Raw genomic sequence first — 24,928 nt, forward strand, 5'->3', positions numbered from 1 at the left:
ATAGAATGATGAGTTGATTATGACGTATTTATATATATTTCTGTTTATTGCAATAGCGTATGCTTTATTTCGGTTTTTTTCTTCTAGAAAGAAAAAACCTACTGATGTCTCAATGTATGTTTACTACCGTTTTCAGGACCATCCTGGACAGTATAGCGGCAGTTTCCGAGCAACCCACGGGGCGCTGGTATTTCGGGGTGAGCGATTTCGGAACGATGTCAATAATATTGTTGTGAAAGACGTCCGGTCTACCGATTCAAAAGTTGAAATAAAGCTGCAGCAGATATTGGTGCTGCCTTTTAAAGAAAATGAAAATACTTCTTTTGAAGTGTCTGTACGCTTTCGGATTGGATCAGATAAGGCCAAAGATGTCGACCTGACTAATTATAAAGTCAGGATACAAGCTGTAGTTAACTACCAAAATGGAGATAAGAGAGTAATTAGTACTGTTCTTCCCATGATGGGGGTATATCATAATCATCCCGAAAAGCCGGGAGATTTAATAAATAAGTAATTTACGTGTTTTTTATTCCATATTACATACCTATTTAACTCAAAGGAACCCTGCTTGCCGGGGTTTCTTTATTTTCTTTGTCATGTTCACGTGGAGTTTATGTGTATATTGTTAAGTTATCAGGTAGTTAATAATTATTTAATTTGGAGCGAAAAATATAAATGAGTACTTTTGTTACTCAACTTAAATGCTATTCCAATGTTGGATACCTTAATTACATCCAAGACACGTTTAAAGTTATTGATCAAATTTTTTGTCTCGGCAGGCAACCGTGGCTACCTACGGGGTTTGGCAGACGAATTCAAAGAATCTACCAATTCAATTCGCAAGGAATTGAATCAATTGACCGAAGCCGGATATTTACTGCGCGAGGAAAGTGAGCATAAAGTTTTTTACAAGGCCAACATTCAGCATTCTTTGTTTTCATCACTTCAAGGTCTTATCCATAGTTTTCTAGGCATTGAAACCTTCGTTGATCAGATATTGGAAAGGGCTGGAGATGTACACGAAGTTGCTTTGCTGGGAGAATATGCTAAGGGAATTGATTCTGGGCATATTGAAGTACTTGTTGGTGGTGAACAACTCAATTTAACCTATTTAATGCAAGCTGCTGTCAAAGCTGGCACAATACTTGGTAAGAAGGTGACCGTGTATACAGAGGTACCTAAAAATGTGCAAGGGATTATTGTTCTCTATCAAAAAGTGGACAGTCCTGCTGCATCGACGAAAGACAATGATATCAAAAAATAAGAATTAACTGCAATAAAATGAAAGAAATTAAAAAAATAGCCTGTATTGGTGCAGGTTATGTAGGGGGGCCTACCATGTCGGTCATTGCACAGAAAAATCCGAATGTGCAGGTTACAGTAGTTGATCTCAATCAGGCACGTATTGATGCCTGGAATGATGCCGATCTGGATAATCTTCCCGTTTATGAGCCTGGTCTTGATGCTGTGGTAGCAGAAGCACGTGGACGTAATCTTTTCTTTTCGACCGATGTAAACAGAGCCATCGACGAAGCAGACATGATCTTTATTTCTGTCAATACACCGACCAAAACTTACGGTAAGGGAAAAGGGCAGGCTGCCGATTTAAAATATATCGAATTGTGTGCACGTCAGATTGCTTCCGTCGCTAAAAATGATAAAATTGTTGTCGAAAAGTCGACTTTGCCTGTGCGTACTGCAGCAGCATTGAAAAGTATTTTGGATAATACCGGTAATGGTGTCAATTTTCAGATTCTTTCCAATCCGGAATTTTTAGCCGAAGGCACAGCAGTTACTGATCTGCACAATCCGGATCGTGTTCTTATCGGCGGCGAAGATGCGGAAGCGGTACAAGCTTTAGTGGATGTATATGCCAATTGGGTTCCACGTGAGCGCATCTTAACAACTAACCTATGGTCTTCCGAACTTTCAAAACTCGTTGCCAATGCATTTTTAGCGCAACGTGTTTCCTCGATCAATGCCATTTCGGAATTGTGTGAGGTTACTGGAGCCAATGTGGATGAAGTATCCCGTGCTATTGGCCATGATAGCCGTATTGGACCTAAATTTCTAAAAGCTTCTGTCGGTTTTGGTGGTTCTTGCTTCCAAAAAGATATTTTAAATCTCGTCTATATTGCACGTACCTATAATTTAACAGCAGTGGCAGATTATTGGGAACAGGTCATTACATTAAATGATCATCAGAAAGCACGTTTTGCTCAGCATATCATTCAGACCATGTACAATACCGTCAATGGGAAAAAGATCGCTTTTTTAGGCTGGGCTTTTAAAAAGGATACCAATGACACCAGAGAATCTGCTGCAATTTATGTTGCTGATCATTTGTTGGAAGAAGAGGCCCATATAGTGGTTTATGACCCTAAAGTTTCCGCTGAGCAGATTTATAAAGATCTTGATTATTTGGGCACGCGTTCAGCCGAAGATAACCGCCGTTTGGTGACTGTTGTTAACGATCCTTATGAAGCCACTTTGGACGCGCATGCCACAGCTATTTTAACTGAATGGGATGAGTTCAAATCGTATGATTGGGCCAAAATAAAGCAACAGATGAAGAAACCAGCTTTTGTGTTTGACGGTAGAAAATTGTTAGATCGTAAACAATTAGACGCTTTGGGTTTTGACTATTATGCAATCGGTGAATAATTTATTGAATAACTATTAAAGAAGATTATCCTAATGAACATCGTACACGTTCTTTTGTCAGGGGGGATAGGTAGTCGTTTGTGGCCACTCTCCCGCAAGCATAGCCCAAAGCAATACTTAGGCTTATTTGATGGCAAATCGCTATTTGAAATGACTGTGCAACGCAACCAACAGGTGGCAGAGCGGGTTATCGTCGTAGGAAACAAAGATAATACGCATTTGAGTCATAAGGCGATGGTATCCTGTGGATTACCTTATAAAAATATTGTTGAGGCGACACCACGTAATACAGCAGCGGCAATAGCTTTTGCGGCGTTTAGTGTAGACCCAGACGACATTCTTATTGTGACCCCTTCCGATCACATGATTGCTGGAGACGAGGCTTATCGAAATGCGATGGAAGAGGGAGTGGAGAAGGCCAAGGAAGGGTTTATTGTAACTTTTGGTATTCGCCCTACTCGTCCGGAAACAGGGTATGGATATATTGAATTTGATGGTGACGAGGTAAAGTCTTTCCGCGAGAAACCCAATCAGGACACAGCCGAAGATTTTATTGAAAAAGGTAACTTCCTGTGGAATTCCGGCATGTTTTGTTTTCAGGCATCTGTCTTTTTAGAGGAGCTAAAGAAATATGAGCCGGTGGTCTATGAAAAAGCACTTGCCGTATGGGAAGCTTCCAAAGAAGGCTTTTTGGATGAAGAGCTTTCGCTTGCTATTCCTTCTATATCCGTTGATTATGCCGTAATGGAGCGATCGAAAAAAATTCGGGTCGTACCAACGAGTTTCGACTGGTCGGATTTGGGTTCTTTTGAATCTTTGTATGACTATTTTATTAATAGTGGCTATCCCAAAGATGATCAAGGTAATATTGTGATAGGTACGGATATTTTCACGGGGTTTGTGGGGCTTAAGAGAGCCATATTTGTACATACCAAAGACGCATTTTTGATTATACAAAAAGAAAAATCTCAGGATGTGAAAAAGATTTACAATATGCTTGAGAAACACCAATCGAAATTATTGGATTAACCGTAATAACATTTTTGATGGAAAAAAATACAAAAATATATATTGCTGGTCATCGTGGAATGGTAGGGGCCGCAATATGGAGAATACTGGAGTCAAAGGGATATACTAACCTTATCGGGAAAACCAGTGTAGAACTTGATTTACGCGACCAAGTTGCTGTTCAAGCATTTTTTAAAGAAGAGTCGCCTGAGGTCGTTATAGACGCTGCTGCACGTGTAGGAGGTATTTTGGCTAATAATGATTTTCCATATCAATTTTTGATGGAAAATATGCAAATCCAAAATAATCTGATTGACACCGCTTTAAAAAACGATGTTGACAAATTTATTTTCTTGGGATCTTCTTGTATTTATCCAAAATTTGCACCTCAGCCTCTAAAAGAAGATTATCTTTTAACCGATAGCCTAGAACCTACCAATGAATGGTATGCGATCGCAAAAATAACGGGTGTAAAAACCTGCCAGGCCATTCGTAAGCAATTTGGAAAAGACTACGTGAGTTTGATGCCGACCAATTTATACGGTACACATGATAATTTTGATTTAAAATCATCGCATGTCTTGCCAGCTATGATTCGTAAGTTTCATGAGGCAAAATTAAACGATCATCAACCCGTTACCTTATGGGGATCAGGTACGCCTATGCGTGAGTTTTTATTTGTAGATGATATGGCTGCCTCGGTGATTTTTGCATTGGAAAATAAATTGCCTGAGCATTTGTATAATGTTGGAACGGGGGAAGACCTCACTATAAAAGATCTTGCTGAGTTAATTCAACAAGTGGTAGGACATACCGGCGAGATTGTCTGGGATAGCTCTAAGCCAGATGGTACTCCTCGTAAATTGATGGATATTTCCAAAATGCATGAGCTTGGGTGGAAACATCAGGTGGAGCTTAAGGAAGGTATTAAGCGTACCTATGCTTGGTTTTTGGAAAATGAAGGACAATATAAAGAAGTAAAATTATAAGATTATTAACCGTTTTGATATAAAGTGTCTTTATATCGGTAATTAGAAGAGAATATAATAATATGAAAACAGCATTAATCACAGGGATTACAGGACAAGATGGTTCTTACTTGGCAGAGCTATTATTGGAAAAAGGTTATATGGTACATGGTGTCAAGAGAAGATCTTCATCCTTTAATACACAGCGGATTGATCACTTATACATTGATCAGCATGAGGCGCATGTTAATTTCAAGTTGCATTATGGTGATTTGACCGATTCGACTAATATTATCCGTATTATTCAAGAGGTTCAGCCAGATGAGATCTATAATCTTGGTGCTATGTCGCATGTGAAGGTATCTTTTGATTCGCCCGAATACGTTGCTAATGTTGATGGAATTGGTACATTACGCATCTTAGAGGCTGTAAGAATTCTAGGATTGGAAAAGAAAACTAGAATCTATCAAGCGTCGACTTCTGAATTGTATGGTGGTTTGGAAGAAAATAAAAATGAAAAAGGTTTTTATGATGAAAATTCTCCTTTCTACCCACGTTCACCTTATGGCGTTGCTAAGATTTATGGTTTCTGGATAACCAAAAATTATAGAGAAGCATATAATATGTATGCTTGTAATGGTATTTTGTTTAATCACGAATCGCCTCGCAGAGGAGAAACCTTTGTAACACGTAAAATTACGATGGCTACGGCTGCTATTGCCTTAGGTAAGCAAGAATGTTTGTATTTAGGCAATTTGAATGCTTTACGGGATTGGGGACATGCTAAGGATTATGTAGAGGCAATGTGGCGCATCTTGCAACAGGATGTTGCGGAAGATTATGTAATTGCTACAGGGGTGACGACTTCAGTACGTGACTTTGTACGTTTAGCTTTTCTGGAAGTTGGTATTGAATTGGAGTTTGAAGGAGCAGAAGAAAGCGAAACTGCTAAAGTAAAATCCTGTTCAAACCCAGAATATCAACTGGAGATTGGGAAAGTTATTGTTCGCGTTGATCCTAAATATTATAGGCCTACAGAGGTTGACTTATTGATTGGTGATCCCACAAAATCAAAGACAAAGTTAGGTTGGGAACCTAAGTATGATTTACGAGGCTTAGTCTGTGAAATGGTAGCAGGAGATCTTGTTTATATGAAGAATAGTCAGAATACTAATTGGGAAAATATCGTTGGTTAAGTATTTAAATGATAATTCAAATTGAAAGATTCACACCGAATAGTTTTTAATACTGCAATTACTTATGCGAAAGCTGTGATTACAGCTTTGCTTTCCCTTTATGCCACTAGGTTAGTTCTACAAGCTTTAGGTGCAGCAGATTTTGGATTGTACAATGTGATTGGTGGGTTGATCGCTATGCTATCATTTCTTAATGCAGCTATGACAACCTCAACACAACGCTATTTATCAGTATATCTTGGTAAAGGTGATTTTGAATCAGTGAAAAGAGTATTTGCCAATAGTATTGTCATACATATAATAATTGGTTTGCTTGTAGTTTTTTTGATTGAAAGTTTAGGACTTTATTTTATACAGCAAAAATTACAAATTAATTCGTCAAGAATAGATGTTGCGCGTTATATACTGCATTTTACAGCGGCCTCAACGTTTTTAACAGTTATTTCTGTTCCGTATGATGCAGTTATTAATGCGCATGAGAATATGTTGTTCCTCGCTGCCGTAAGCATAGTGGAATCATTATTAAAGTTTATAGTTGCTGTAAGTGTATTATATATATCAGGTGATAAATTATTATATTTTGGATTATTTACGCTGTTCGTTGCTATCATTATCCGTATTATTAAACGTGTTTATGCGAGACGTAAATATAATGAATGTAATATAAAAATTGGAACTTGGTATGACAGACGAAGTATCAGAGAACTTACATCTTTCGCGGGTTGGAACTTATTCGGTACATTATGTTCTTTAGGACGAAATCAAGGCGTTGCCGTTGTATTGAATTTATTCTATTCAACGGTAGTTAATGCGGCTTATGGCGTGGCAAATCAGATAAATGCACAATTGATGTTTTTTTCACAAACGATGATGTCGGCAATGCGACCGCAAATTATGAAAAGCGAAGGTGCTAATGATCGCGCAAGAATGATACGCCTTTCATTAAGTGCAAATCGACTGTCATTTTATCTTTTTACTTTTTTTGCGTTGCCTCTGTATTTTCAAATGCCTTATATCTTGAAGTTATGGCTGAAAGATGTTCCTCAATATACTGTGGAATTTTGTCGTGCAATCTTATTGTTAACAATGGCAAATCAAATCAATATGGGACTCATGACTGCCGTACAAGCGATTGGAAAAATAAAGGTTTACCAATCAGTCGCTGGGGGAATTCAGTTATTGACCCTACCTCTAGGATTTTGGTTATTAAAGATTGGATATCCCCCTTTTTATATTGTTTTGGTTTCATTTATTCTAGAATGTATATCGACAATATTTAGGGTGTTTTACTTTAAATATTTGACAGGATATTCAAGTTGGCGCTATTTTACCGGGGTAATAATGCGATGTTTTGCAACATTGTTGCCTGTTAGTGTCGTATTAAGTATTATTGGCGAAAAGCTATCATTTGGAATTAAAGGGTTTTTGATAACTACCATAATTTCCATAATTCTTTATGGAAGTAGTTTAATGTTATATGGCTTAGACAAATCTGAGAAGGGAATTTTCAAAGAAATAATAAGTAAAATAGTCAAAAAAAAAGTATGGTTAATATGTTGAAAAAAATTTTAAATCTATATAAAATCTTTGTTAGCACACGGCTGGCGCCTTATTTTATTTGGTCACGATGGGCTGCTTCCCTTTATTATTTTCTACTAAGTAATAAGTTTAGAAGAGAACATTATGCGGTCTTGGCTGGTAAGGTTAAGCATTTACGTGAAAGCAAAAAGGAGAAAGCAAGTGTAGTTACTTTGATCAGAAATACTCATCGCTTGGAAAAAGGGCTTTTAATGAAACCTCGAAGAGATGTCTTTGCTTTAGATTTCATTAAGGAGACTGTTGATCAGTTTGAAACGATTTATAATGCACATGATTATGTAATAGGAAGCCAATTAAAGTGGTCTTTCGACGTATTGCAAGAGTATTTTTCAGTGACAGGTAATCATCCTAAACTTGATCTACAACGCCAACGTTTTAATAATATAGTTAAGGATGGTCCAGAAAATTGTGAGTTGAGATCTGTCCCTTATCATCGCCATGAGGAAAATAAACCGAATATATCTTTTGATGATTTCTATAAGTTAACAAAATATAGAAGGTCCGTCCGATGGTTTTTGGATAAAAAGGTACCACATGAATTGATAGATAAAGCAATTATGGCTGCAAATCAATCTCCTTCAGCTTGCAATAGGCAACCTTTTGAATTTAGAATTATTGATGGTCAACCTTTACTGGAAAAAGTCTCTAATATACCTGGTGGGGTTAAAGGTTATGCACATAATATTCCTATGTTTATAGTTGCCGTCGGTAATCTTGACGCATATTTCGACGAAAGAGATAGACATGTAATGTATGTGGATGCTTCTTTGGCAAATATGACCCTGATGTTAGCCTTGGAAACACTAGGCTTAAGCTCTTGTGCTATAAACTGGCCTGATGTTGAAAATTTTGAGAGACAGATGGATCAAGCATTAAAGTTAAATGAATGGCAGAGACCAATTATGTGCATGGCAGTGGGATATCCCGATCCAGAGGGGCTTGTTGCGTTTTCAGAAAAAAGAAATATAAACGACATTAGAAAATATAATTAATTGGGATTATGAATATTCAAATAGATGGAATAAATACGCAAAATAAGGGGGCTGAATTAATGTTAGTCGCTATTTTAGAGGAAATTGAGCAAAGAGTGCCTAATGCAACTGTCTGGTTAAATCCAAATGGTACATTAGATATGTCGATGTTACCTAATTATAAATTAAACATAAAGCAACGTTTCTTTTTAAAGCGAGGACGAATTTTTAGAGCTATTTTAAGGAGAATTGGTCTTTCATATTCATATTTTACACATTTTCATGCAAGAAAGGGAATTGATATTATGTTGGATGCGAGCGGTTTTCAATTTTCAGATCAATGGAAGCATTCAGATAAGACATTAAAAATCCGAGAAGAGTATTACAAACAATTGAAAGGTTTTGCAACTAAAATAGTTTTAATGCCCCAAGCTTTCGGACCTTTTGAAACCGAAAATGGCAAGAAATCTGTACATATAATTAGTAAATATTTCGATTTAATCTTTGCGCGGGAAAGACAGTCTTACAACTTCCTGATTAAGGCTGGAGCAGATGTAAGCAAAGTTTCAGAGTCATGCGACTTTACATTGAAAGTAAAAGGTGAAGTCCCTCAGAAATATTTACCTTTAAAAGGTAAGGCATGTATTATTCCAAATAAGAAAATGATTACGCATACCAACGATGGAAAGAAAAATTATCTCTTATTAATGGATAAAATCATTAAAACCATAAATGAGCAAGGAATGGATGTTTTTCTTCTAAACCATGAAGGTGATGGAGATTTTAAACTTTGTGAAGAAATAAATTTAATATTTAATAACAAGCTTACTATAGTTTCTGATTTGAGAGCAAAAGAGGTGAAGGGAGTCATTGGTATATCTAGTCTTGTTGTTTCTTCTAGATTCCATGGTGTTGCAAGTGCATTAAGTCAGGGTGTTCCTTGTTTAGCGACAAGTTGGAATCATAAATATGAGATGTTATTTAATGATTTTGGCCAAGAGAACACAATTTTGAGAGCAAATGATATTATGGAGAATAATATAGATATGGTAAAAAATGTTCTTATAAGAAGTAATGATATAAAGAAAGTTTTAATTGAAAAAAAAGAAGAGAGAGTCCGTGATATTGATATAATGTGGTCTAAAATCTTTAGTTAACTATACGAAATGAGGAAGAAGAGCAAGATTCTCTATGTTCATCATGCTGGGGGCTATGGAGGAGCTCCCAAAAGTATGGGTTACATAATTAAGAATCTAAATTTGGATTTATACCATCCAGTCCTTTTGAATATCTCTCAGGGACCAATTAATGATTTTTTTTCAAAGGAAGTCGGATGTGAGCTCATTATTGATAGTAAATTTATGCGGCCATTCCATGGTTCATATGTTGTGGAAAACAGTATTTCAATATTTTTAAGAAACTGGATTTTTTTTAATACCGACTGTGCTTAAAGCTATATCTTATTTAAGAAAAATCAAGCCAGATTTAATTCATTTAAATTCTACATGCTTATTCGCATTTTCTATAGCTGCTAAAATATTAAGAATTCCAGTAATTTGTCATGTTCGAGAGCCAATTCGTCCTGGGCTAGCAGGTTGGCCTTTACGTTTTTTTTCCAAGTTCTCTGTAAATGGTTTTATTGGCATTAGTAAATTTGATTTGGCTTCTTTGGGTGTTATTCCAAAAAAATGTAATAGTAAAGTTATTTATAATTTTGTTGAAAAATTTAAGATTAAAAAAACCTTTGAGCCTGGTTTATTTAGAAAGAAATTGGGAATAGCAGATAACGATGTTGTATTCCTTTATTTAGCTAGGTTTTCTAAAAGTAATGGTTGGATGCAACTGATAGCTATGGCGGAAAAAGTTGTAGAAGATTATCCACAAGCAAAGTTTGTCTTAGCTGGTGCGACTGAAGACATACATTTTAATCATTCAAAAAACAATATTTTCATCGTTCCATTTGAAAAAGAAATTGATGATTATTTAATTGGTTCGGATATTTTTGTATGTCCATTTGTTTTGCCACATTTTGCACGAGGCATTATTGAAGCAGCAGCATTTAGCTTGCCATCTCTAGGTAATAATATTGACGGTGTCAACGAGTTAATAAATGACAATGTTACTGGATTTTTATATAAAAATAAATCTGATTTTTATGAAAAGGCAGTCAGGCTAATTAAAAATAAAGATCTGCGAAATAAATTGGGTGAAAAAGCATATATAAAAGCTCAAACAGACTTTAATATTTATAACAATTTAAAAGAAACTTACGCTTTTTATGATGAAGTTGTTGAAATTTAAAAGAAAAATTGCTTCTTACATGTATGTTTTGATTAATCTTATTTTAGTAAAGATGACTAAGGGCATCAAAGTTGCTGGAAAACTAAGATTAATTGGGCCAATCTTTATTGATATCAAAGATGGAGGTACTTTAATAATAGGTGATAATTTGCAAATCATTAGTGGATTAATGATAAATCCATTAGGTAGAAATATCAATTCTACAATTAGAATAGATGAAAATGCAACTGTCACTCTCGGTAATAACGTAGGAATGAGTAATGTTTGCTTATGGGCAAAGAATGAGATTGTAATTGGTAATAATGTGAAAATTGGAGCTGATACTATAATATTTGATTCTGATATGCATTCAATGGATCATTTACTTAGAAGGGATATCTTAACTGATAGTTCTAACGCCAAAAGCAAAAGTGTTCATATTGGGGAAGACGTATTCATTGGAACACGTTGCATTATTATGAAAGGAGTTTCAATCGGTTCGAGGTCGATTATTGCGGCCGGTAGCGTTGTTGTAACCTCTATTCCTGCTGATGAAATTTGGGGTGGAAATCCCGCTAAGTTTTTAAAAAAAGCGTCGTAAATGAGAACACTTATTTTTGACTTTGAGTATTCAGGTCACCATTCAGAATACATCGATCATCTCTTATTGTTTTTAAGAAATAGATCAAACGAAAACAACGAATACTTTTTTGTATTGCATCCTAATATTCAGACTAAAATCTCGTCGCTTCGAGAGATCGATGATGCGCATTGCCTACAATTCATGTATTTGGATCCCGCTGAGATAGATATTATAGGCTCCTATCCTCTTTGGAAGAAATCATTCATGATATTTCAACTAATGGATCGGTATGCTCGTCAATTAAAAGTTGATAATGCCATATTAATGTCTTTGAATATCTTTCAATTGGCAATAGCTTTTAAAAATACGTCATATAAGATAAGTGGTATATTATTTAATCAATTTTCGAGAATTGATAAAGATCGTCACAAATATCAATATTATAGAAAATATTTTCAAACCAAACTACTTCTATCCAATAAGTCTTTAAAAAGTGTATTTTTACTTAATGATCAGGAGAGTGTAGATTCTTTAAATAGGCAGTTTAAAACTTCCATTTTTAAAGTTTTGATTGACCCTATTCCGAACTATACTCCTATTAGCAATTTCGATATATATAAGGAATATTCTATTGATAAAGGCAGAAAAATTTTTCTTCACATTGGAGCACTAGATTATAGAAAGGGTTCTTTAGATATATTAAATAGCATACAGTATTTAGCAGACGACATTTTAAACAAAATTCACATACTCTATGTTGGACTAGCTAAAGATGGGTTAAAATTCGATTTAATTGTAAAAAAGCAAGAGATTAGTCACCTTAATTTATTCACTTGGGATGAATCTTTCGTTGATAATGAAAAAATGAGGTCATTATTTGATCAATGCCATATTGTTCTAATGCCTTATAAAAACAGCGAAGCGTCAAGTGGAATTTTGGGGCATGCGGCAAATTCTAATAAGCCAGTCATTGCGACGGGTAAAGGACTTTTGAAAGAATTGGTATTAAAATATAATTTGGGTTCGCTTGTGGATGATGTTACTCCAGAGAATATAGGAAAAGCTATTTCACAGGCTGCTAATAGAGGAATTGAAATAGGAGATACAAAATCTTTTGTTACATTAAGATCGCCAACGGCATTTGCAAAAAAATTATTGGAATAGTGTAATTTATTAGTTTTAATCATTATTTAACATCATAAAAATGAGAATTAGAGCAACTATCTTAATATATATTGTGTTATTTTTTTCGAAAATAAGTGCTCAAAGCCGATTTACAATATATTACTCTAAATCCCTACATAATTCAGACGTTAATAAAGAATTGGAAAGTTTAGGGAATTTTAAAAATTACAGGCTCATAACGCAACACTTTATTGATCCTAAAAATACCGGACAGATTGATATTGATCTTTTGGGCAAAAAGATCATTGAATTTTATCCAAATACTAGTACAGAAGATCTTGTATGCCTAGATTTAGAAAATAATCTTTATAAAGATCTTCTTAAATATGATAAAACAGACAAAAGATTTATCAATGCTGAAGAAGGGTTTATTTCTATGGTAAAATTAATAAATAGAATTAGACCTAATTTAAAAGTTGGTATTTATGCTATTCCACAAAGGTATTATTATAAAAAGTCGAAGCAACTTGATGATGAGAAATTTGATGAAATTCTAAAATATTGTGATGTAATAATGCCGAGTTTATACATGATGTATCCTGATAGGCAAGTGGGTGGGAATAGTAATAAATCTTACTTGGAAGATAATATTAAGCAGGCTCTAGCGTATGGAATAAGATTGAAAAAACCTGTAATTCCATTTGTTTGGAGTATGATCCACCCTTCAAATAAGACGCATGCCTATCAATTAATTTCAGAGAATGAAATGAAAAGTTACATATCTGTAATTAAAAATTACAGATATAAAGGCACTTCTGTAGCTGGATTAGTGTGGTGGGAAACAAATGAAAAAATTTTTAATAATTGGTATAAACAATATTATAAAAATTGCCTTCAAGTCGACTACAGGATAAACTTATACTTAACTATTTAAATACTGCAAAGTGAAAGATAAAGTAAATGTAACAAATAACCTTTATCTAGGACTATTTTTGATGTTGTGGTCAATAAATGGATATTTTATTGGGGGAAACATTCTTAAATATGCAATTTTATTTTCAGGTTTATTATTATTATATAGCTATTTCGTAAAGAAATCTTTAATCAAAGACAAAATTTGGGTCGAAATTACAATTTTTTCGGTGTTTTATTTCGCTATACTTATCTTAAAAGCTTTTTTGCAAAATCAGAATACTACTACAGTAACTATAATTATATTTGGTCTAATAAATATACTGCTATTTACCGTCGGAGTGTTGATATCGAGAAATTTAGCAACATTTTCTAAACCTTCGAAGGGTGTAGTTCTATTTTTATTTCTATTAACAATATTAGGAGTAGTTTTCTTTTTTATTTCTCAGTCTATTTTGCAAAATCAAAGCTTTAGCGCAAATCGTTCATCGGGTGGAGAGGAGGACGGAATTAATGTGATTGGAATTGCCTATACAAATGCTTTGATATTTATTATATTATTTGTTGTTAGCAAAACATTGAAAAGTCAATCTAAGTTCTATTATTATAGTTCGATTTTTTTAATGCTTTGTACCATTTTTGTAATTATTCAAACGCAGTCAAGAGGTGCGCTAATATATTTATTTCTAATCTTTGTAATTAGCTCAATATCCAAACTCAATTATAGAAAGATTTCTTCCCAAGTTATGAAAGCATTCGGTCTTATAATTGGTAGTGGTCTCTTAATATTTATAGCAATTAAATTTAGCCCAACCCTGGAGAAGTCTTACGAAGGTTTATCTAAACGGATGGAGGACCTTGCGGGATTGGTCCAAGGAACAGGGCAAGATCGATCAACAGAAGAGAGAGAGGAAAAATACAGCGATTTTTTTTTTAAATTATGACCAATATTTTTTTGTAGGTCAAGAGAATTATACCCCATATCCGCATAACATTTTTATTGAATTGATTCAACGTTTTGGGATAATATTGAGTGTACCTATTTTAATCTTGATATTTTCTTCACTAATTAAATCCTTAAAAATTGTTCTTAGTAAAAATCCAAACTTATTATATTTTTTCTTTTCAATGGTCTTTTTATTTGCCTTCTTTCAATCATTGAGTTCAATGTCGTTGGAAATGAATAGGACTTTGTGGCTAAGTATGGGGGTATTATATGGAATGCGGAATCTTTAATGAAGATATAAAATGAAAAATGAAATAGTCGAAGATAAAATATGCTTGATTTATAATTTTGCGCAGCATTATAGATTAGGAATATTCAAATTGCTTGACAGAGGTTTAAAAATGGATTTCTATTTTGGTGATAAAATGGGTGATATCAAGAAGCTCAATTACGGTGAACTATCGGGCTTCAAAGGCGAATTGAAAAATATCAGAATTTTATCAAACTTTTATTGGCAATCTGGTGCTGTGAAATTATTTTTTAAAGATAATTATCAGAGCTTTCTTTTGCTTGGCGAGTATTATTGTATATCTACTTGGCTTATATTATTTTTTTCACTTTTTTCAAATAAGAAGGTGTATTTATGGTCGCATGGATGGTATGGTAAAGAGGGGCGGGTAGTAAGCTTTATAAAGAAGATATTTTTTTCGATGTCCGATGCGATTTTTCTTTATGGAGAGTACGCAAAGAAATTGATGGTTGCAGAAGGAATAAAAGAGACTAAACTGCATGTTATTTATAATTCATTAGATTATGAAAATCAAATTAGAGTACGGAAAAGTTTAAGTCAAAATACCTTATACAAAGAACATTTTGGAAATGATGATCCAATTTTATTTTTTATAGGAAGACTGACTAAAGTCAAAAAACTTGATATGGTTATTGACGCGCTAGATCTTTTAAGGAAATCTGGGCAAAACTTTAATTTAGTCATTGTTGGAAATGGAGAAGAGAGAGAATATCTAATTGATAAGTGCGCTAAACTGTTTTTGGATAAAAGAGTTTGGTTCGTTGGGGAATTATATAGTGAAGATAAAATAGGAGAATACATTTTCAACGCAGATTTATGTATCTCTCCGGGAAATGTCGGACTTACTGCTATGCATTCATTAGTCTATGGAACCCCAGTTATTACACATGATGATTTTAAATATCAAATGCCAGAATTTGAAGCTGTTCAGAACGGTTATACAGGTCTTTTTTTTCAGAAAGATAATCTAGAAGATCTTTATGAAAAAATAATGTATTGGAAAACTTTAAATTTTGATCGTCAGGTGGTTAGACAGAGGTGTTTTCAGGTTATTGACGAGAAATATAACCCTCAATATCAATATAAAATATTTAGTAAAAACTTAATTTAGGTAACTGATGAAAGCTTTAAAATTATTATCTAGAATAAGAAATAGCAAGATAAGTGATACAGCAAAGATTTATCCATTTTCAGTAATAAAAAATACGCTAATTGATGATTATACTTATATAAGTTATAATTGTGTAATTAACAATTGCACTATCGGAAGATATTGTTCGATAGCGAAAGATGTTAAAATTGGTTTAGGTATTCACCCTACTACGTTTATTTCTACTAGCCCTATTTTCTATTCTACAACAAACCCCCTAGGTGTGACATTGGTGCAAAATACTTTGTTTAAGGAAACAGAGTCAACATATATTGGAAATGATGTGTGGATAGGCGCTAATGCTGTGATCTTAGACGGCATTAAAATTGGGAATGGAGCTATCGTCGGAGCTAACGCATTAGTAAATAAAGATGTTGAGCCTTACACTATTGTTGGAGGTGTACCTGCTAAGGTAATAAAGAAAAGGTTTTCTGATACTATTATCTCTAGATTGGAGCAAATCCAATGGTGGAATTTTCCGATAAATAAGCTATCAGGAGATCGTTCTTTAAAGATTTTTACAAAGGTTTTCGAAGAAGGAGACTTGGAGGATTTGGAGGAAATACTTAAATAATATAGATATTTTAAATTTATCTGAAACTACATGAAAATCTCAATCATAACAGTTTGTTGGAATTCCGAAGCTACAATTGAAAAAACCATTAAATCAGTTGAATCTCAAGATTATCCTGAATTGGAATACATTATTGTTGATGGCAAATCAAAAGACAACACGCTGAATATTATTAAACAATATCCAAATGTAGTAAGTAAATGGATTTCTGAGCCAGATAAGGGATTGTATGATGCCATGAATAAAGGCATCGATATGGCTACCGGCGACTATATTGGAATTGTAAATGCCGATGATACCTTTTACGATGAAAATGCAATATCTAAGATTGTCAATTTTCTTAAAACAAATAATATTGAGGCCAGTATTGGGGACATTGTACAGCATCGAGAAGACGGTCAGATAGTTCGTCGTTATTCCGCAAAAAACTGGAGTCCCGAGAAATTGAAAATCGGTTTTATGCCGGCACACCCTGCAATATTCTTTCGAAAAGAAATATTTGAAAAATTAGGTAACTATTCTTTGGATTTTAAAATTGCAGCAGATTACGAGCTAATTATTAGATTTTTCTTAAAGCAGCATATATCCTGGAAATACTCGGGAATTACCACGCATAAAATGCTGATGGGCGGTGTAAGCTCTTCCGGATATGAATCGTATAAAAAGGTGAGCGAAGAAATTATAAAGGCACTTCGAATGAATGAGATTCCATTTCAAGCTTGGCGTATAAAATCACGTATTATATGGAAGATATTTGGATTCTTAAAAAGAAAATAATAGCGTTTTAACAATATGGATATCATTATAACAGGAGCTTCTGGTTTTGTTGGTCAAAATCTTGCTGATTACTTAGCAAATGAGGGAAATTGTATTAGAAAGCTTTCACTTAGAAACTCCAATTGGCCAAATGAGTTGAGCGGTGGCGCTGCTGCGATTATTCATCTGGCGGGAAAAGCACATGATACCTCAAATACATCTGCAGATGAAGAATATTTTACTGTTAATTGTGATTTAACCATAAAATTATTTGATCTTTTTCTGAAATCAGACATAAAGGATTTCTTTTACTTTTCTTCTGTAAAAGCTGTTGCAGATACTGTTTTAGATGTTCTTATGGAGAGTACAGAAGCTAAGCCGCAGACGCCTTATGGAAAGTCTAAGCTCAAAGCTGAAAATTACTTGTTGAGTAAGTCGATACCCGAAGGTAAAAGATTATTTATAATCCGACCATGTATGATACATGGACCAGGTAACAAAGGAAACTTGAATCTTCTTTATAAAGTGGTGGAAAAAGGAGTGCCCTGGCCGCTTGCTTCTTTTCCTAATGAGCGCTCTTTTTTGAGTATTGCTAATCTTTCTTTCCTTGTTCAAAAGATGATTGAAAAGGGGGATCTGTCTTCGGGAATCTACAATTTTGCTGATGATGACTCTCTCTCTACAAATGATCTGGTTGCTTTGATTTCAGAAACATTAAATAAGAAGCCCAAATTATGGCATATTTCGGCACCCCTAATTAAGTCAATTGTAAAAATTGGGGATGTGCTTCCCCTACCATTAAACTCTGAACGCTTAAAAAAATTGACAGAATCTTATATCGTATCAAATACGAAAATAAAAAGAGCCCTTGGCATTCCAAATCTGCCAATAAGTACAAAAGATGGGCTTGTACTAACCATTAAATCATTTCGAAATAAGTAGCCTATAATGCATACATATTCTATGATGGAAGCTTTAGATAAAAACATACAAAAGAAAATTGAAGATTGGTTAACCCCCAGTTATGATGATAGAACTCGAAAGGAAGTTCAGGATTTAATCGATAGTAATGAGGAGAAAGAACTTACCGATTCTTTTTACAAAGATCTGGAATTTGGAACCGGAGGGCTGAGAGGCATTATGGGCGTAGGCTCCAATCGGATGAATAAGTACACGATTGGTAAGGCAACCCAAGGTCTGTCTAACTACCTTAAAATACAGTTCCCTGATCAAGAGATTAAAGTGGCGGTATCCTATGACAGCCGCAACAATTCGCAGGATTTTGGTCAGCTAGTTGCCAACGTGTTTGCTGCCAATGGCATCAAGGTATACCTCTTCACAGCATTACGCCCGACCCCAATGTTATCGTTTGCCATCCGTCATTTCGGCTGTCAAAGCGGTGTCATGCTAACGGCTTCCCATAACCCAAAGGAATACAATGGATATAAAGCTTACTGGAACGATGGTTGCCAGCTAACTGCTCCACATGATAAAAATGTCATTGATGAAGTGAACGCAATCACATCGGTTAGTGACATTAAATTTGAGGGAAATACACACAATATCCTTCCTGTGGGGAATGAAATCGATCAGATTTACATTGATGCCAATAAAACATTGAGTATTCATCCAGAAGCTGTAATGGCGCAAAAAGATTTAAAGATCGTTTTTTCTCCGATACATGGTACAGGAATTACAATCGTCCCTAAAATGTTGGCTGCCTGGGGATTTGAAAATGTGTCCGTTGTTGCCGAACAAGCTACTCCCGATGGCAACTTTCCAACGGTAGTCTATCCAAACCCCGAAGAGGAAGATGCAATGGCTTTAGCAAAGAGAAAAGGGGAAGAAATTGATGCCGATCTTGTATTGGCGACAGACCCTGATGCCGATCGCGTAGGTATTGTCGTAAAAGATAACCAAGGACAGTTTCAACTGCTTAATGGCAATCAGATCGGTAGCCTGTTGATATACTATGTTCTTAGCGCAAAAAGTCACCTAAAACAATTGGGAGCCAATCCGTATATCGTAAAAACTATCGTAACAACAAATCTGGAGTCAGAAATAGCAAACCATTTCGGTGTGCCTTGTTATGAAACGCTTACAGGCTTCAAATATATTGGCGAACTGATTACCCGTTTAGGCGATTCAGCGCAATATCTCGCCGGTGGAGAAGAAAGTTATGGCTATCTTGTTGGCGATCTTGTTAGAGATAAAGATGCATTAAATGCTTGTGCTTTTATTGCCGAAATGACTGCTTATTTCAAAACAGAAGGCAAAACAGTTTATGAAGTTCTAATGGAGATCTACAAAGAGTTTGGTTGCTACCAGGAAAAACTGATCTCTTTGACAAAAAAAGGGAAAGCTGGTGCCGAGGAAATTCAGGCTATGATGTCGGGACTACGCGATAATTTACCGAAGAGTCTTGGAGGTGTTCAAGTCAAGGAAATTCGTGATTATCAACTTTCCCAAACAACAGATATGTTTACTGGCGAAAAAACTGCGATCTTTTTGCCCAAGTCGGATGTGTTACAATTCATAACAGTAGATGGTGACGTAATTTCCGCACGACCATCTGGGACAGAGCCTAAAATCAAGTTTTACTGTTCAGTGAAAGAAAACTTAAAGGATTCAGCTGATTATCCTGGCTTACAACTTGTTCTTCAGGAAAAAGTGGACAGAATGATGAAAGATATCATAGGTTAATAGTTTGATTGATGCATACAATTGAGAATGAATTTCTTAGGGTTGGGATAAAAGAGAAAGGTGCAGAATTACAGTCTGCCGTGGACAAAGGTGATAATTATGAATGGATATGGCAGGCCGATGAGCGATACTGGGCAAAATCTAGTCCAATCCTTTTTCCTATAGTAGGCGCACTGAAGGAAGGTCGGTTTATATATGGCGGACAATCCTACAGTCTACCTAAGCACGGCTTTGCTCGCGATAACAGTTTCGAGCTTGTGGAAAAGACAGAAACAAGCATTGTTTTTTCTTTTCAAGCCAATGAAGCTACACGATATTGTTTTCCTTTTGAATTTTCTTTGCGAATAAAGTATGAATTGAAGGGAAACAGGCTGGAAGTCAGTTATGCTGTTTTCAACCAAGGGACAGAGGAAATCTATTTTTCGCTAGGCGCCCACCCTGCATTTAATTGTTCATACGATCAGGTTGATACGAGATGTTATATAGAATTCCCAGCAGATGATAGGGTGGAACGGTATTTTCTTCATGATAATTTGCTGTCTAAAACTTATAATAAGATCAAATTAGAAAATCACTGTCTATTTTTCAATAAGGAAACTTTTAAAGAGGATGCATGGATACTTAAAAATTTAAATTCCACTTCGGTCCGCTTAAAATCCGACAATAAACAGCTGATATTTTCCTTTGAAGGGTTCCCATATTTTGGATTATGGTCTGTGCCGGGTAGTTCTTTTATTTGTTTGGAGCCATGGCAGGGGTTACCAGACCATATTAATCACAATTTGCTGTTTGCCGAGAAAGAGGGAATTGTAATGCTTGACGGAACGAAGTCATGGGAAGCAAAATGGAGTATAGCAATATAACACAACATAAAGATGGAAATTAGGGTTAAGCAAAATGATAGTGGAGATCGTCTTAAGGGCTTTCTCCGGAAAGATGGACCGCGCTGGTTGGTGTTTTTAATCGACCTTTTTATTGTTTGGTTCAATTTTGTTTTGAGCTATATTCTGGTTATGAAGCATCGCGGTGAAATTTCGTGGCCTATTATGTTATTGGAGTCGGCGATCATGTCTTCAATTTATGTTCTTGTCTTCATTTGGTTTAAACCTTATCAAAGTATTGTAAGACGTACGGGCTTGCGCGATCTCAAATTAATTGGAAATTGTATCGCCGTTGCGTTTATTATCGGAGTTTCTTTGTCTTACCTATGGGAAGCGATTGTTTCGAACCCAATTGAGAGCCGTTACTATGTTTCCCAAACCCAGCTGCTGTTTCATGCCCTTTTAACTGGGATTTCCATGGCATCCGTTCGTTTGCTCTATAAAACAGCATATCATAGCTTTTTTTGGAACAGCAGACAGAATGCGATCCCGGTTATTTTATTCGGTGCAGGAAATATGGGTCACAATACGTATAATTTATTGCAATTAGGTTCTCGAAATCGCTATAAAGTAGTCGCTATCATTGACGATAATCCCAATAGAATAGGCCGTTATATTCAAGGGATTCGCGTCAGGCCGCTTGAAGAACTTAATGAGAAATTGCTGGAGCGCATAGGAGGGGCGCAGGAATTGGTTATTGCAATTGATAATTCATCGCCAGAAAGACTAAAGAATATTTCATCGAAAGCTGAGTTGCTCCCAATTAAAATAAAGATCATTCCTAACTCTGCGGCTTTATTGGAAGGAAATGTTGCTGCCCAGCAAATCAGGGCTTTAAAAGTTTCAGATCTTCTCGGCCGCAAAGCGATACAGCTTGACAATCCTGTTATTAAGGAGGCGTTGGCTGATAAAGTAGTTCTTGTTACAGGAGGTGCAGGATCGATCGGTTCAGAATTAGTGCGTCAAATTGCATTAGTTACGAGACATTTAATTGTCCTGGATCAGGCTGAATCTGCATTGTATGATATACAACAAGAACTGCGTTCTAATCCTTTTTTTGAACATTTCAATTTTATAGTTGGGGATGTTCGCGATAAGGATTTCATGGAAAGTGTATTTCAGCACTATCGACCTGAATTGATTTTCCATGCTGCTGCATATAAACATGTGCCGTTGATGGAGGCTAATCCTTATGAAGCTATATGGACTAATATTTTTGGATCTTATAATCTTGCTTTATTAGCAGATAAATATGAAGTCGAAAAATTTGTAATGGTTTCGACGGATAAAGCTGTAAATCCGACCAATGTTATGGGGGCGACAAAGCGTGTTGCGGAAATCGCTGTCAGTGTCGTTAATGAGCATTCAAAAACTAACTTCATTGTAACGCGGTTTGGGAATGTGCTCGGTTCAAATGGATCAGTTATTCCGTTGTTTGAAAAGCAGATCGAGAAAGGCGGGCCAATTACGATAACACATCCCGACATTACACGATATTTTATGACAATTCCTGAAGCGTGCCAGCTTGTGCAGGAAGCGGGTGTTATGGGAAATGGGGGCGAGATATTCGTATTTGATATGGGCGAATCGGTTAAGATAATGGACCTAGCAAAACAGATGATCCGCTTAAAAGGGTTATCTTATCCTGAAGATATCGATATCAAAGTCGTTGGATTGCGACCGGGAGAAAAGATCTACGAGGAATTATTGGCTAACGGAGAAAATACCGAAAAAACTTATCATGAAAAAATCATGATTGCCAAAGTAAATATCCTAAATTTAGCAGAAAAAAAGGTGGTGATTGACCAATTATGTGATTTAGTTAAGCAGGCTAATCCAATGGATGATAAAATGCAGATGGTTTCTTTGATAAAATCCATTGTGCCGGAGTTTAAATCTCAGAATTCTATTTTCGAAAATCTAGATAACAATTTCTTAACAAATTAGTACAGGTTAAATTACAATATTTGAAGTAATGATATATATATTTATTTTAATTGGGCTGTTTATTTTAGAGCTTCTATATTTCAAAGTCGCAGACAAATTTAACATAATTGACAAACCTAATGAAAGATCGTCCCACAGTACGATAACATTACGCGGAGGAGGCATAATTTTTTATTTCGCAGCTTTGATCTACTTCGTTCAATCTGGTTTTCAGTATCCTTGGTTTTTTCTTGGATTGTCGTTAATGACCATCATATCTTTTCTTGATGATATATTCACACTTTCCAATAAGGTGCGGCTATTGATTCACTTTGCATCAGTGTTGTTAATGACTTATCAGTTAGAGGTATTTTCTATGCCTTGGTATTATCTCCTCCTTACATTTATCATTATTGTAGGTGTTATTAATGCATATAATTTTATGGATGGGATTAACGGCATTACAGCATGTTATAGCTTAGCGGTTGGCGTTTTACTCTCGATTGTTAATAATAAGTTGATGTTTATAGACCAGAATTTGTTAACTTATTCCCTATTAGGTGTGATCGTTTTTTCTTTTTTCAACTTTAGGATGAAGGCTAAATGTTTCGCCGGTGACGTTGGGTCTGTCGCTATTGCCTATATTCTACTTTTTTCATTAGGCGCTCTGATAATAAAAACGGGTAACCTTATTTATATCTTATTTCTTGCTGTTTACGGATTAGATGCGGTTTGGACTATAATTAGAAGGTTATTGCGCAGAGAAAATATTTTTGAAGCACATCGTTCTCATTTATATCAGTTCTTAGCAAATGAAGTAAAGGTGAATAAGCTTTTGGTCTCTTTTATTTATGGGTTATTACAATTTGTAATTGGATATATGGTCATCCAATTTGCAGAGGCGACATTCTATTCGCAACTTATATTTGCTATTGTTTTACTCACTGTCTTAAGCGTAGTCTATTTAATATTAAAAACATATATTGTAAAAAAATACGCAATTCATTAATATGATAAGCATGGAACCAAATACAATCCAAGGTGGAATAGCGCAGGATGAACGAGGGTCAATTCGTTTTGTAAATGAATTTGATATGAGTCTAGTCAAACGGTTTTATATTATAAGGAATGCAGATACAGAGTTGACTCGAGGTTGGCGAGGACATAAAATTGAGCAAAGATGGTTTTATGTACTTTCAGGAGAATTTTCATTAGATTTGGTGAAAATCGACAATTGGGCACAGCCTGATCAATCATTACCAGTTAATAATATTATATTAAAAGCGTGTGAGATGAAAGTATTGAATGTGCCAAATGGCTATGCAACAGCCTTTAGAGCGTTGGAGCAGGATAGTCAATTGCTGGTTTATGCAGATTATCCTATATCGCATTCTGTAGAAGATGATTTTACCTGGCCTCTGGAATATTTTAAATCAATTTAGATTATTTGCAGATGAAATTTTTTCAGGCACAAATTTTGCTTATTGGCTTGCGTTTTGTAAACGTCAACGAATTTCAAGTATTTGCAAAAAAAAATATAATTTTATCAATTAATAATAGCAATTAATTCAAATTAGAAATAAAAACATGCAATCAATTTTAAAGTATGGCTTATCAATGGGGCTGTTTTGTGCCTTGATAATTATATTATTTAGTTCATGTGGGTCAAGGAAGAAAATGGTTTATCTGCAAAATGATTCGACGCAGATAAATACTTTATACGATCAGTATGTTCCTAAAATTCAGGTCAATGATATCTTGACTGTTGTGGTAACTGCCGCAGATCCTAAAGTGACAGCACCATTTAATCCTATAAGTTCGATGTCCAGTGGAAATATGACTCAGAATACAGATTTGGCCTTGCGTCCTACTTACACAGTAGATAATGATGGGAATATAACTCTACCGATGTTAGGTAAAACCAAAGTTGTTGGTCTGACCCGTATTGAAGCGATTGAGAAGATCCGATTTGAACTAGGGAAATATATCAAAGATCCTGGAGTTAATATAAATTTTAATAACTTTCGGGTTTCGGTATTAGGAGATGTGGCCCGGCCAGGATCATTTGTTTTACCATCTGAAAGATTAACGGTGTTGGAAGCTATCAGTATGGCTGGAGATCTGACTATTCGTGGTGTTCGCGAAAATGTATTGTTAATTCGAGAAGTGGACGGCAAAAAGACGATGCATCGCTTGGATCTTACAAAGCAAAGTACACTAAACTCGCCTTATTATTATTTGGCTCAAAATGATGTTATATATGTTGAGCCTAATCAAGCTCAGATCAATAGCTCGAAATTAGGAGCAAATACAAATATTATAATTTCGATATCAAGCCTTTTAATTACCGTCATATCAATATTGACCCGATAATAT

24 protein-coding genes are annotated in these 24,928 nt (G+C 35.2%); all 24 read left to right on the forward strand.

Features of this window, described 5'->3' with window-relative positions:
* Positions 1-19: 19 nt before the first annotated feature.
* The gene (locus BV902_RS02180) at positions 20-514 is read left to right on the forward strand and encodes a hypothetical protein (protein WP_157625850.1); all 495 of its coding nucleotides are present in this window, start codon (positions 20-22) and stop codon (positions 512-514) included.
* Between the two features lie 198 nt (positions 515-712).
* Entirely contained in the window at positions 713-1,264 is a 552-nt protein-coding gene (locus BV902_RS02185) for a transcriptional regulator (protein ID WP_075990580.1), read from the forward strand.
* Between the two features lie 17 nt (positions 1,265-1,281).
* Positions 1,282-2,664 (forward strand): nucleotide sugar dehydrogenase, encoded by a 1,383-nt coding sequence (locus BV902_RS02190; RefSeq protein ID WP_075990581.1) that lies wholly within the window; start codon positions 1,282-1,284, stop codon positions 2,662-2,664.
* A gap of 33 nt (positions 2,665-2,697) precedes the next feature.
* Positions 2,698-3,693: a mannose-1-phosphate guanylyltransferase gene (locus BV902_RS02195; RefSeq protein ID WP_075990582.1), complete on the forward strand. Its 996-nt coding sequence runs from the start codon at positions 2,698-2,700 to the stop codon at positions 3,691-3,693.
* A 17-nt stretch (positions 3,694-3,710) separates the two neighbouring features.
* A complete protein-coding gene (locus tag BV902_RS02200) occupies positions 3,711-4,661 on the forward strand; it encodes a GDP-L-fucose synthase family protein (protein ID WP_216640424.1) in 951 nt (316 codons plus the stop codon).
* 62 nt (positions 4,662-4,723) lie between these two features.
* Positions 4,724-5,836 (forward strand): GDP-mannose 4,6-dehydratase, encoded by a 1,113-nt coding sequence (gene gmd, locus BV902_RS02205; protein ID WP_075990584.1) that lies wholly within the window; start codon positions 4,724-4,726, stop codon positions 5,834-5,836.
* A gap of 21 nt (positions 5,837-5,857) precedes the next feature.
* Positions 5,858-7,396: an MATE family efflux transporter gene (locus BV902_RS02210; RefSeq protein WP_075990585.1), complete on the forward strand. Its 1,539-nt coding sequence runs from the start codon at positions 5,858-5,860 to the stop codon at positions 7,394-7,396.
* Positions 7,390-8,427 (forward strand): nitroreductase family protein, encoded by a 1,038-nt coding sequence (locus tag BV902_RS02215; RefSeq protein ID WP_216640425.1) that lies wholly within the window; start codon positions 7,390-7,392, stop codon positions 8,425-8,427. Before BV902_RS02210 ends, BV902_RS02215 begins: the two co-directional genes overlap by 7 nt.
* A gap of 8 nt (positions 8,428-8,435) precedes the next feature.
* On the forward strand, positions 8,436-9,563 hold the full coding sequence (locus tag BV902_RS02220) for a polysaccharide pyruvyl transferase family protein (protein WP_075990587.1): 1,128 nt from the start codon (positions 8,436-8,438) through the stop codon (positions 9,561-9,563).
* A 286-nt stretch (positions 9,564-9,849) separates the two neighbouring features.
* Complete coding sequence (locus BV902_RS02230) at positions 9,850-10,707, forward strand: glycosyltransferase family 4 protein (RefSeq protein WP_075990589.1); 858 nt, start codon at positions 9,850-9,852, stop codon at positions 10,705-10,707.
* The gene (locus tag BV902_RS02235; protein WP_075990590.1) at positions 10,685-11,287 is read left to right on the forward strand and encodes an acyltransferase; all 603 of its coding nucleotides are present in this window, start codon (positions 10,685-10,687) and stop codon (positions 11,285-11,287) included. Before BV902_RS02230 ends, BV902_RS02235 begins: the two co-directional genes overlap by 23 nt.
* Positions 11,288-12,433 (forward strand): glycosyltransferase, encoded by a 1,146-nt coding sequence (locus BV902_RS02240; protein ID WP_075990591.1) that lies wholly within the window; start codon positions 11,288-11,290, stop codon positions 12,431-12,433.
* A 40-nt stretch (positions 12,434-12,473) separates the two neighbouring features.
* Entirely contained in the window at positions 12,474-13,328 is an 855-nt protein-coding gene (locus BV902_RS02245) for a hypothetical protein (RefSeq protein WP_075990592.1), read from the forward strand.
* Between the two features lie 10 nt (positions 13,329-13,338).
* Positions 13,339-14,250 carry a hypothetical protein gene (locus BV902_RS02250; RefSeq protein ID WP_157625852.1) on the forward strand — a complete coding sequence of 304 codons (912 nt, stop codon included), beginning with the start codon at positions 13,339-13,341 and terminating at the stop codon, positions 14,248-14,250.
* 304 nt (positions 14,251-14,554) lie between these two features.
* Entirely contained in the window at positions 14,555-15,673 is a 1,119-nt protein-coding gene (locus tag BV902_RS02255; protein ID WP_075990594.1) for a glycosyltransferase family 4 protein, read from the forward strand.
* Between the two features lie 7 nt (positions 15,674-15,680).
* Entirely contained in the window at positions 15,681-16,286 is a 606-nt protein-coding gene (locus BV902_RS28635) for a CatB-related O-acetyltransferase (protein WP_075990595.1), read from the forward strand.
* Positions 16,287-16,316: 30 nt separating this feature from the next.
* Positions 16,317-17,063: a glycosyltransferase family 2 protein gene (locus BV902_RS02265; RefSeq protein ID WP_075990596.1), complete on the forward strand. Its 747-nt coding sequence runs from the start codon at positions 16,317-16,319 to the stop codon at positions 17,061-17,063.
* A gap of 15 nt (positions 17,064-17,078) precedes the next feature.
* On the forward strand, positions 17,079-17,984 hold the full coding sequence (locus BV902_RS02270) for an NAD-dependent epimerase/dehydratase family protein (protein ID WP_075990597.1): 906 nt from the start codon (positions 17,079-17,081) through the stop codon (positions 17,982-17,984).
* A 24-nt stretch (positions 17,985-18,008) separates the two neighbouring features.
* Positions 18,009-19,745: a phospho-sugar mutase gene (locus BV902_RS02275; RefSeq protein WP_075994579.1), complete on the forward strand. Its 1,737-nt coding sequence runs from the start codon at positions 18,009-18,011 to the stop codon at positions 19,743-19,745.
* 11 nt (positions 19,746-19,756) lie between these two features.
* Positions 19,757-20,608, forward strand: coding sequence for an aldose 1-epimerase family protein (locus tag BV902_RS02280; RefSeq protein WP_083663436.1), 852 nt, complete (start codon positions 19,757-19,759; stop codon positions 20,606-20,608).
* 12 nt (positions 20,609-20,620) lie between these two features.
* Complete coding sequence (locus BV902_RS02285; RefSeq protein WP_075990599.1) at positions 20,621-22,573, forward strand: polysaccharide biosynthesis protein; 1,953 nt, start codon at positions 20,621-20,623, stop codon at positions 22,571-22,573.
* 28 nt (positions 22,574-22,601) lie between these two features.
* Positions 22,602-23,561: an MraY family glycosyltransferase gene (locus BV902_RS02290; protein ID WP_075990600.1), complete on the forward strand. Its 960-nt coding sequence runs from the start codon at positions 22,602-22,604 to the stop codon at positions 23,559-23,561.
* Between the two features lie 10 nt (positions 23,562-23,571).
* Complete coding sequence (locus BV902_RS02295) at positions 23,572-23,994, forward strand: WxcM-like domain-containing protein (RefSeq protein ID WP_075994580.1); 423 nt, start codon at positions 23,572-23,574, stop codon at positions 23,992-23,994.
* A gap of 145 nt (positions 23,995-24,139) precedes the next feature.
* Positions 24,140-24,925 (forward strand): polysaccharide biosynthesis/export family protein, encoded by a 786-nt coding sequence (locus BV902_RS02300; RefSeq protein ID WP_075990601.1) that lies wholly within the window; start codon positions 24,140-24,142, stop codon positions 24,923-24,925.
* Positions 24,926-24,928 lie beyond the last annotated feature (3 nt).

It is taken from the genome of Sphingobacterium sp. B29 (assembly GCF_001952815.1).
Classification (GTDB): Bacteria; Bacteroidota; Bacteroidia; order Sphingobacteriales; family Sphingobacteriaceae; genus Sphingobacterium; species Sphingobacterium siyangense.

What these genes read in the sequence shown, in the direction of transcription:
- gmd (WP_075990584.1), top strand. Translation starts at nt 4,724, where the DNA reads ATGAAAACAGCATTAATCACAGGGATTACAGGACAAGATGGTTCTTAC.
- BV902_RS02280 (WP_083663436.1), top strand. Translation starts at nt 19,757, where the DNA reads ATGCATACAATTGAGAATGAATTTCTTAGGGTTGGGATAAAAGAGAAA.
- BV902_RS02235 (WP_075990590.1), top strand. Translation starts at nt 10,685, where the DNA reads ATGATGAAGTTGTTGAAATTTAAAAGAAAAATTGCTTCTTACATGTAT.
- BV902_RS02200 (WP_216640424.1), top strand. Translation starts at nt 3,711, where the DNA reads ATGGAAAAAAATACAAAAATATATATTGCTGGTCATCGTGGAATGGTA.
- BV902_RS02195 (WP_075990582.1), top strand. Translation starts at nt 2,698, where the DNA reads ATGAACATCGTACACGTTCTTTTGTCAGGGGGGATAGGTAGTCGTTTG.
- BV902_RS02215 (WP_216640425.1), top strand. Translation starts at nt 7,390, where the DNA reads ATGTTGAAAAAAATTTTAAATCTATATAAAATCTTTGTTAGCACACGG.
- BV902_RS02270 (WP_075990597.1), top strand. Translation starts at nt 17,079, where the DNA reads ATGGATATCATTATAACAGGAGCTTCTGGTTTTGTTGGTCAAAATCTT.
- BV902_RS02300 (WP_075990601.1), top strand. Translation starts at nt 24,140, where the DNA reads ATGCAATCAATTTTAAAGTATGGCTTATCAATGGGGCTGTTTTGTGCC.
- BV902_RS02240 (WP_075990591.1), top strand. Translation starts at nt 11,288, where the DNA reads ATGAGAACACTTATTTTTGACTTTGAGTATTCAGGTCACCATTCAGAA.
- BV902_RS02190 (WP_075990581.1), top strand. Translation starts at nt 1,282, where the DNA reads ATGAAAGAAATTAAAAAAATAGCCTGTATTGGTGCAGGTTATGTAGGG.
- BV902_RS02220 (WP_075990587.1), top strand. Translation starts at nt 8,436, where the DNA reads ATGAATATTCAAATAGATGGAATAAATACGCAAAATAAGGGGGCTGAA.
- BV902_RS02290 (WP_075990600.1), top strand. Translation starts at nt 22,602, where the DNA reads ATGATATATATATTTATTTTAATTGGGCTGTTTATTTTAGAGCTTCTA.
- BV902_RS02285 (WP_075990599.1), top strand. Translation starts at nt 20,621, where the DNA reads ATGGAAATTAGGGTTAAGCAAAATGATAGTGGAGATCGTCTTAAGGGC.
- BV902_RS02180 (WP_157625850.1), top strand. Translation starts at nt 20, where the DNA reads ATGACGTATTTATATATATTTCTGTTTATTGCAATAGCGTATGCTTTA.
- BV902_RS02265 (WP_075990596.1), top strand. Translation starts at nt 16,317, where the DNA reads ATGAAAATCTCAATCATAACAGTTTGTTGGAATTCCGAAGCTACAATT.
- BV902_RS02255 (WP_075990594.1), top strand. Translation starts at nt 14,555, where the DNA reads ATGAAAAATGAAATAGTCGAAGATAAAATATGCTTGATTTATAATTTT.
- BV902_RS02245 (WP_075990592.1), top strand. Translation starts at nt 12,474, where the DNA reads ATGAGAATTAGAGCAACTATCTTAATATATATTGTGTTATTTTTTTCG.
- BV902_RS02295 (WP_075994580.1), top strand. Translation starts at nt 23,572, where the DNA reads ATGGAACCAAATACAATCCAAGGTGGAATAGCGCAGGATGAACGAGGG.
- BV902_RS02185 (WP_075990580.1), top strand. Translation starts at nt 713, where the DNA reads ATGTTGGATACCTTAATTACATCCAAGACACGTTTAAAGTTATTGATC.
- BV902_RS02275 (WP_075994579.1), top strand. Translation starts at nt 18,009, where the DNA reads ATGGAAGCTTTAGATAAAAACATACAAAAGAAAATTGAAGATTGGTTA.
- BV902_RS28635 (WP_075990595.1), top strand. Translation starts at nt 15,681, where the DNA reads ATGAAAGCTTTAAAATTATTATCTAGAATAAGAAATAGCAAGATAAGT.